Raw genomic sequence first — 7,840 nt, forward strand, 5'->3', positions numbered from 1 at the left:
GGGAGGCGGCGGGCGCGCCGGCCCCCGCTGCCGCCGCGCCCGCCGCCTCCCCGGAGCCCACCGACTCCAACCCCGGCTACGTCACCCCGCTCGTGCGCAAGCTCGCCGGCGAGAACGGCATCGACCTCTCCACCCTCACGGGAACCGGAGTCGGCGGCCGCATCCGCAAGCAGGACGTCCTCGACGCGGTCGAGGCCGCCAAGTCGGCTCCGGCCGCCCCGGTCTCGGCGCCCGCCGCCGCAGCCGCCAAGGCCGCGCGCACCCCGCTCGAGACCTCGCCCCTCCGCGGCACCACGCAGCCGATGTCGCGCCTGCGCAAGGTCCTCGCGCAGCGCGCCGTCGAGTCGATGCAGACGAGCGCCCAGCTCACCTCGGTCATCGAGGTCGACGTCACGGCGGTCGCCCGCTTCCGCGACTCGGTCAAGAAGAGCTTCCAGGAGAAGACCGGCGCCAAGCTGTCCTTCCTCCCGTTCTTCGCCCTCGCGGCGGCCGAGGCGCTCAAGGCCTACCCGGTGATCAACTCGACCCTCGACGGCGAGTCGATCGTCTACCCGGACCACGAGAACATCAGCATCGCCGTCGACACCGAGCGCGGCCTGCTGACCCCGGTCCTCAAGAACGCGTCCGAGCTGAACCTCGCGCAGATCGCCTCCACCATCGGAGACCTGGCCGAGCGCACCCGCAACAACAAGCTGAAGCCCGACGAGCTCGCCGGCGGCACCTTCACGCTGACCAACACCGGTTCGCGCGGGGCCCTGTTCGACACTCCCGTCGTGTTCCTGCCGCAGACCGCGATCCTCGGCACCGGCATCGTCACCAAGAAGCCGGCCGTCGTGCAGGTGGACGGTGCTGACGCCATCGCGATCCGCTCGACCGTCTTCCTCGCGCTCTCGTACGACCACCGCACGGTCGATGGAGCCGACGCGGCGCGCTTCCTGGTCGCGATCAAGGAGCGCCTCGAGGAGGGCTCGTTCGAGAACGACCTCGGCATCTGACACGCTCCCCCTGAGCGCGCCTCTCACGAGGCCGCTCCGGTGTAGACGTCGCGGATGAGCCAGCCGGCCTCCGTCCTGATGATCAGGACGGAGGCCGCTGTCGTCCCCGGGGCCGTCCGGAGGTGCACGACCGCCGATGCCCCGTTCACGTCGACGAGGACGGCCGACGCCTCCCCCGTCGCCGGGACAGCGGAGGCGGGGCCGTCCGCTGCGTCGCCGAGCGGCGAGTCCGCCGTGACCAGACCGCGGGCGCACCCCCGGTCCCCGCACGCGCGAACCGCGTCGATCAGCACCTCCGCCGCCTGCTCGGCGTCGAGTGAGGTCGCCGCGACCGGAGCCGGCGGTGCCGCGGTCGCCACCGCCGGCGGAGCCGACCGAGCCGGAACGGGCGCGGCTGCGGTCGACGCCTCCGCATCCTGCACCTGCCGATCGGGCCCGCCCGCGAGCGAACCGGCGAGCACCGCTCCCAGCACGATCGCCGTCCCGACCGAGAGCGGTCCCCGACGCCGGACGACGAACGCCCGGAGGCGGTCCTGCCAGCCGTCGAGCGGATGGACCCGCCGGTGCCGGGCAGTCGGAGCCGGCACCGCCTCCCGACCCCGTGCATCCGCGCCGGACGTCGGCAGCGCCCGCACCGCTTCGCCCATCCCCTGCGGATCCGCGAGTCCGTAGAGGTTGCCCTCCAGCGCCAGCAGGTCGCGGTGCCGCGCGAGGGCGGCGACCGGCAGCTCCGGGCAGAGCATCCCGAGGCGCTCCAGGACCCGCTGCAGCGCGTCGCGCGCCGCACGCGGGGTGTCGACGGCGGGCGTCGTCAGCAGCAGCAGGGGCCGACCCTTCTCCGTCAAGCCGATGTCGTCCGTCGTCGGAGCCAGCCATGCTCCCTCGAGCGCGGCCGAGCGGACCGCGCCCACCACGGGGGCGAGGAGGGTGACCGCGGCGCCGAGTCCGATCCCCCGCTCGACCCGCAGGAACCTCTCGAGCGTGGCGACGACGGGAGGGGCGGTCGACACGATGCACCTCCTCGGAGACGACTCCACCCGGACGATGCTCTCGCGGTGGCGGTGCTCGGCGAGCCGAGCCACCGGCGACGCCTGCAGCGCCTCGGCCTCCCGCGGCCGCATCGTCCGCTCGGCCGACGGTGCGGCGTCCGGCGCAGGCGTCCACCGCCTCCCCGTCCGCGCTCCGCCGATCCTCCGGCCCTGGACCGTCCCGCTGCTCGTCATGAGGCGAGCTTGACCGCAGGCCGAGGCGGAGGACGCCCGCCGATCCCGATCGGTGGAGGAATCGGCGCACGTGCCCTCTGTGGAGGAGTCGGATCCGCGTCCGGGGTCCGCCGCCGCGCTCCCGCTCGGTATCCTTGACGTCATGGCACGCAGCACGGAACCGTCGACGAAGGCGGTCAAGGAACCCGGACGTCTCAAGCAGATGTGGCAGGTGTTCCAGATGACCCGCCGCTACGACAGCAGCGCCGTCTGGATCATCCTCCTCGCGCTCCTGCTCCCGATCCTGCTCGGCGTGCTCCTCGGCATCCTGCTCGGCAACGGCAACGGCTTCGTGATCGCGCTGTGGATCATCGTGGGCGTGATGGCCGGCCTGGTCGCCGGACTCGCCGTGCTCTCGCGCCGCGCCGAGCGCGCCGCCTACGGGCAGATCGCCGGGCAGCCCGGCGCGGTCGGCGCCGTCCTGCGCAGCGGACTGCGCGGCACCTGGACCGGCGGCGAGATGCCCGTCGCCGTCAACGGCAAGACCCAGGACGCCGTCTACCGCGCCGTCGGCCGCGGAGGCGTCGTGCTGATCGCGGAGGGCCCCGCCTCCCGGACCAAGCGCATGCTCGAGGACGAGCGGCGCAAGGTGTCGCGGATCCTGCCGAACGTCCCCGTCACCTTCGTGCACGTCGGCTCCGACGCCGATGCGACTCCGCTGCACAAGGTGCCGAGCCGCCTCTCGAAGACGAAGAAGGTCCTCACCAAGGCCGAGGTCCTCGCGGTGAAGAACCGGCTCTCCTCGCTCAACACGTCGCTGCCCATCCCGAAGGGCGTCGACCCCTTCAAGGTGCGCCCTCAGCGATCGCGCTGACGCACGACGCGACAGGCCGGTCGGGATCTCTCCCGGCCGGCCTGCTTCGTCTGCGGCACGTCAGTAGCGAGCGAGAACCGTCCCGGCCACCTTGTCGTGGAAGCCGCGCTGGTCCGAGTCCCAGACGAGCGCCGGCACCAGCACGGCCAGCAGCACAGAGCGCACGATCGGGCGCCACACGCCGACCCAGCCCCCGCCGAGACGGATGACGCGCATCCCGAGCAGGCGGTGCCCGATGCTGCCGCCGATGGTGGGGATGAAGACGACCTGCAGCAGGACGAACAGCAGCAGGCTCGCCCAGCGGTCGTAGTCGAAGAACGCGAGCGACAGCAGAGCGGCGACGGCGAAGTCGACGGCCAGGGCGGCGATGCGGCGGCCGGACCGTCCGACCGAGAGGCGGCCCTCTCGGGGGAGGCCGAGACGCTCCCCCGGGTACGAGCTCGGGGCGGCGTCGGCGAAGGTCCTGCGGTCGGCGGCTGGCATCCTCCGATCCTATCCGCGGCGTCTCGGAGCGGACCGAGGAGCGGGTGGTCCGGCAGACGACGTGGAGCCCGACCCCGGACGGGCCCCGTAACATGTCGGAAACAACAGGGACACGGTGGGGAAACCCCCCGTCACTACTCTGGAACGGCTGCGCTCTGCAGCACCCCGTTACGCCATTGGAGACCTTTGCATGTTTAAAGATTCTTCCGAGGTGCTCTCGTTCATCAAGGACACGGACGTCAAGTTCCTCGACATCCGGTTCACCGATCTCCCCGGTGTCCAGCAGCACTTCAACATCCCCGCCTCGACTGTCGATGAGGAGTTCTTCTCCGTTGGTCAGCTCTTCGACGGGTCCTCGATCCGCGGATTCGCGAACATCCACGAATCGGACATGCAGCTGATCCCTGACGTGACCACCGCCTACGTGGACCCGTTCCGCGTCGAGCGCACGCTGATCCTCGTCTTCGACATCTACAACCCGCGCAACGGCGAGATCTACTCCAAGGACCCGCGTCAGGTCGCGAAGAAGGCCGAGAAGTACCTCGCGTCGACCGGCATCGCCGACACCGCGTTCTTCGCCCCCGAGGCGGAGTTCTACATCTTCGACGACGTCCGCTACGAGATCACGCAGAACTCCGCGTTCCACTCCGTCGACTCGGTCGAGGGCGCCTGGAACTCGGGACGCGTCGAGGAGGGCGGCAACCTCGGCAACAAGACGCCCTACAAGGGCGGCTACTTCCCGGTGAGCCCCGTCGACAAGCAGGCCGACCTCCGCGACGACATCTGCCTCAAGCTGATCGACGCCGGCCTCATCCTCGAGCGCTCGCACCACGAGGTGGGCACCGGCGGCCAGGCCGAGATCAACTACCGCTTCGACACGATGGTCCACGCGGCGGACGACATCCTGAAGTTCAAGTACATCGTCAAGAACACGGCCGAGCAGTGGGGCAAGACCGCCACGTTCATGCCGAAGCCGCTCTTCGGCGACAACGGCTCGGGCATGCACACCCACCAGTCGCTGTGGAACGACGGCACGCCGCTCTTCTACGACGAGAACGGCTACGGCGGTCTCTCGGACCTCGCGCGCTGGTACATCGGCGGCCTGCTCAAGCACGCCCCCGCCGTCCTCGCGTTCACGAACCCGACGGTCAACTCGTACCACCGCCTGATCCCGGGCTTCGAGGCGCCGGTCAACCTGGTCTACTCGGCCGGCAACCGCTCCGCGTCCATCCGCATCCCGATCACCGGCACGAACCCGAAGGCCAAGCGCATCGAGTTCCGTGCGCCCGACGCCTCCGGCAACCCGTACCTCGCGTTCGCCGCGCAGCTGATGGCGGGTCTCGACGGCATCAAGAACCGCATCGAGCCGCACGAGCCGGTCGACAAGGACCTCTACGAGCTGCCCCCCGAGGAGGCGAAGCTCATCCCGCAGGTCCCCGCGACCCTGGGCGAGGCTCTCGACGCCCTCGAGGCCGACCACGACTTCCTCCTCCAGGGCGGCGTGTTCACTCAGGAGCTCATCGACACCTGGATCGAGTACAAGCGCGAGAAGGAGATCAAGCCCCTCGCGCAGCGTCCTCACCCGTTCGAGTTCGAGCTGTACTACGGGGTCTAGCTAGATCCCGCGGAAGTAGCGGAGTCAGTCCGCAACGAGTCCGCACGAGCGGCCAGCACCTGTGCAACGGCCGCTCGTGCGGACTCGTCTTTGTCCGGCCACATGTGCCCGTACGTGTCGAGCGTCGTCTTCGCCGACGAGTGCCGCAGGCGGGTCTGCACGACCTTGACATCTAGGCCCGAGGCGATGAGCAGCGACGCGAAGTAGTGGCGGCAGTCGTGAATCCGGAAGCCCTCGGGCAGGCCGTCGATCGTGTCGCGCGCGGCTCGGAACTGCGTCTCGATTGTGTACGGCGCGACCGGGCGGCCGTAGGCGCCGACGACGAGGGTGCTGCTCCCCCACTTGGCCGGAACCCGGTTCAGCTCGAGCGCGAGCTCCGTCGGGATCGGGATCGGGGTCCGAGACATCTCCGTCTTGAGCGGCTCGGCCGGGTACTGGATTGCCGGCGTGATGATGCCGCGCATGAAGTCGACGTCGACGGTCCGCAGCGCGGCGATCTCGGCGACCCGCAGGCCCGCGAACGCGCCGAGCAGGATGACCGGCTTCATCCCCTCCGGCATCGCGTCGTAGAGCGCCCAGATCTGTTCCGTCGTCGCCACGTAAGGCCGCTGCTTCCCTGCGCCGGGAGACGTCCGCCTCGAGACCGGGGAGCGCGGGACGAGTCCGTCGTGCACGGCGTCCGAGAACAAGTGCGACAGTCGCGCGTGCAGCGCGTAGACGGTCGAGTCCGCGAGTCCCTGCTCCTTCAGCTGAGCGGTCCACATCTTCACCTCGGAGGGGCGGACGCTCGCCAGTGGTCGCGAGCCGAAAGCCGCGCGAATGTGCCTCAGATGCGTCCGCGCCTGGCGGACTGTCGACGGGCGCTTCGTTGCGTAGCCGGCTAGCCAGCGATCGCACCACTCCCCCACGGTCATGCGGGCGGTCTGCGGGTCGATCCAGTTGCCTTGACGCATCTTCCCCTGCTCGTCGACGAGCCAGGCCTCGCCATCGCGCTTGAGCGCGAAGTGCCGGGCGTGCTCTTTGCCTTCGGCGTCCCGGTACCGCGCCCGCCAGGTTCCGTCAGGGCGCTTCGCAACGCTCGCCACGCGTCAGCTCCTCTCAAATTTCGCTGTTGCAGCGCGGAAATCGGAGTCGCTTGCTTCGGACCGATCTGTCACGTTCAGGCCGTGCCAGCCATTCTCGATCGCCTCCTCGAGAAGGTCGAGGAGGCGCGACGCGACGAACGGCTCGGCAGTGACGGCGAGGTGCTGACGGAGAGTCTCGTAGGCGTCCCTGACGAGCGAGGCCGGGTCAGAGTTCAGCGACAGCAGCTCGTCGAGCATGTCGTACTTGGACGGGTTCACTCGGAGGTACTCGCCTGAGAAGGTTTCGTCGGATCTGCTCCACGGGTACTCCCGGTCAAGCTCACCTGCGACCAGCAGCTTGCGGTGCAGGAGCTCACTTACTGCTGTCCGCGCTTGCTCGACGCCCTCCTGGAGATACCGGCGACTCTCCTGCAGGCGCGCGGTCTCCGTCGATTCGACCAGGTCCTCAACCCGGTACTCCAGGATCCGAGCAAGCACTAGCGCCTCCGCAAGTCGCAGAGTCCGCTGCTCGCCCTCAATCCTCGCGATCGTCGTCTGGTGGATCCCAGCGACGCCAGCTTCAGTCATAAGCCTCGCGACGTCGGCCTGCGAGAGCCCGGCGCGCTCGCGGGCGCGTTTCACGTTGCGCGCGACGGACCGATCGACCTGTGCGCTGAAATTCTCGTCGGCCTGCATGACGACAACTATGCCACGCGGACCGCATTGACTCTCAACACATTCCAGCATTATGCTCGCCCGTGTTCACTCCGAACACAGGGAAGGAATCACATGACCGAGAACATCGAGCGAGCCCCCTCGAGCCGACTTCTGACGGTGAGGGAGGCCGCCGACCGGATCGGACGGACCGAGGCCTCCGTCCGCTGGCTGATCCACCAGGGCACGTTCGCGAAGACAGCAGTAGTAGGCGGGCGACGCGTGACCCGCGAGTCCGACCTCCAGGCATGGATCGACGCGGCGTTCGCGCAGGCGTCCTGACCGCGCGCGTGCGTCCCGCTGACGAGATGACGCGCCCCGCGCGGCGGTTCACCCGCGCGCTCCACGAGAAAGCCCCAGGCGGCCAGGCCCGGGGCAAGAACAGCAATCACCCCAACGATGAGGAGAAGATCATGTCCGTTCCGACCATAGCCGCTACGCACTCCGCTGTCACCGAGGACGACGAGCTGCTCGTCCTCTGCCAGGAGCCTGCCTGCATCGAGCACGGCCAGATGCACCGAGCAGTCGACCGCCTCGAGCCCTGGTTCCTCCACCACGGCCTCGAGCTCACGGGCGAGAAGTGGCGTGTGAGCGTCACACTCGATGAGTTCTTCGAGCACGAGTGGCGACTCGACATCGCCGTCGAGGACAACCACCTCACCAGCGCCGACGGTGCCGCGCTCGCTGTCGCGCTGACCGCTGCGGCTGCCGAATGCAACCGGCTGAACACGACGCAGCAGGTGCAGGCATGAACGCCGCAGGACAACCGCCGCACTCGCAGAACTCCGAGGGCCCAGGCGCTCCGCAGCCCGCAGAGGATCGCACGATCGAGGATCCGGTCGAGTCGCTCCTCGCGGCAGTCAGGGAGCGGTACCGCAGCCCCGACGACTGGG

9 protein-coding genes are annotated in these 7,840 nt (G+C 69.4%); 5 read left to right on the forward strand and 4 right to left on the reverse strand.

Annotated features, from left to right (window positions below):
• Positions 1-995 (forward strand): 2-oxoglutarate dehydrogenase, E2 component, dihydrolipoamide succinyltransferase (sucB, locus tag C5B95_RS16865; RefSeq protein WP_104349684.1); only part of this gene is annotated, 995 nt, incomplete at its 5' end.
• 23 nt (positions 996-1,018) lie between these two features.
• Here the strand turns inward: sucB and C5B95_RS16870 are convergent.
• Entirely contained in the window at positions 1,019-2,005 is a 987-nt protein-coding gene (locus C5B95_RS16870; protein WP_104349685.1) for a hypothetical protein, read from the reverse strand.
• Between the two features lie 355 nt (positions 2,006-2,360).
• Between C5B95_RS16870 and C5B95_RS16880 the strand changes: the two genes are divergently transcribed.
• Entirely contained in the window at positions 2,361-3,071 is a 711-nt protein-coding gene (locus C5B95_RS16880) for a DUF4191 domain-containing protein (protein WP_104223728.1), read from the forward strand.
• A 60-nt stretch (positions 3,072-3,131) separates the two neighbouring features.
• Here C5B95_RS16880 and C5B95_RS16885 read toward each other — a convergent pair whose 3' ends face one another.
• Positions 3,132-3,554: an RDD family protein gene (locus C5B95_RS16885; RefSeq protein WP_104349686.1), complete on the reverse strand. Its 423-nt coding sequence runs from the start codon at positions 3,552-3,554 to the stop codon at positions 3,132-3,134.
• 190 nt (positions 3,555-3,744) lie between these two features.
• Here C5B95_RS16885 and glnA point away from each other — a divergent pair, with 190 nt between their 5' ends.
• Positions 3,745-5,169 (forward strand): type I glutamate--ammonia ligase, encoded by a 1,425-nt coding sequence (glnA, locus tag C5B95_RS16890; RefSeq protein WP_104223668.1) that lies wholly within the window; start codon positions 3,745-3,747, stop codon positions 5,167-5,169.
• Here glnA and C5B95_RS16895 read toward each other — a convergent pair.
• Both C5B95_RS16895 and C5B95_RS16900 read right to left on the reverse strand, forming a co-directional pair.
• On the reverse strand, positions 5,166-5,933 hold the full coding sequence (locus C5B95_RS16895; protein ID WP_258060067.1) for a site-specific integrase: 768 nt from the start codon (positions 5,931-5,933) through the stop codon (positions 5,166-5,168). The two genes, glnA and C5B95_RS16895, sit on opposite strands and share 4 nt — an antisense overlap.
• 324 nt (positions 5,934-6,257) lie before the next feature.
• Positions 6,258-6,929, reverse strand: a complete 672-nt coding sequence (locus C5B95_RS16900; RefSeq protein ID WP_181068122.1) for a helix-turn-helix transcriptional regulator — start codon at positions 6,927-6,929, stop codon at positions 6,258-6,260.
• A 93-nt stretch (positions 6,930-7,022) separates the two neighbouring features.
• Between C5B95_RS16900 and C5B95_RS16905 the strand changes: the two genes are divergently transcribed.
• On the forward strand, positions 7,023-7,229 hold the full coding sequence (locus tag C5B95_RS16905) for an AlpA family transcriptional regulator (protein WP_104349688.1): 207 nt from the start codon (positions 7,023-7,025) through the stop codon (positions 7,227-7,229).
• A gap of 131 nt (positions 7,230-7,360) precedes the next feature.
• A complete protein-coding gene (locus C5B95_RS16910; protein WP_104349689.1) occupies positions 7,361-7,699 on the forward strand; it encodes a hypothetical protein in 339 nt (112 codons plus the stop codon).
• The last annotated feature ends 141 nt before the right edge of the window (positions 7,700-7,840 follow it).

Source organism: Rathayibacter sp. AY1A7 (assembly GCF_002930845.1).
GTDB lineage: Bacteria > Actinomycetota > Actinomycetes > Actinomycetales > Microbacteriaceae > Rathayibacter.

Bases quoted from the DNA above. Each gene is read 5' to 3' on its own strand.
- C5B95_RS16880 (WP_104223728.1), top strand. From the start codon at position 2,361: ATGGCACGCAGCACGGAACCGTCGACGAAGGCGGTCAAGGAACCCGGA.
- C5B95_RS16885 (WP_104349686.1), bottom strand. From the start codon at position 3,554: ATGCCAGCCGCCGACCGCAGGACCTTCGCCGACGCCGCCCCGAGCTCG.
- glnA (WP_104223668.1), top strand. From the start codon at position 3,745: ATGTTTAAAGATTCTTCCGAGGTGCTCTCGTTCATCAAGGACACGGAC.
- C5B95_RS16895 (WP_258060067.1), bottom strand. From the start codon at position 5,933: ATGTGGACCGCTCAGCTGAAGGAGCAGGGACTCGCGGACTCGACCGTC.
- C5B95_RS16900 (WP_181068122.1), bottom strand. From the start codon at position 6,929: ATGCAGGCCGACGAGAATTTCAGCGCACAGGTCGATCGGTCCGTCGCG.
- C5B95_RS16905 (WP_104349688.1), top strand. From the start codon at position 7,023: ATGACCGAGAACATCGAGCGAGCCCCCTCGAGCCGACTTCTGACGGTG.
- C5B95_RS16910 (WP_104349689.1), top strand. From the start codon at position 7,361: ATGTCCGTTCCGACCATAGCCGCTACGCACTCCGCTGTCACCGAGGAC.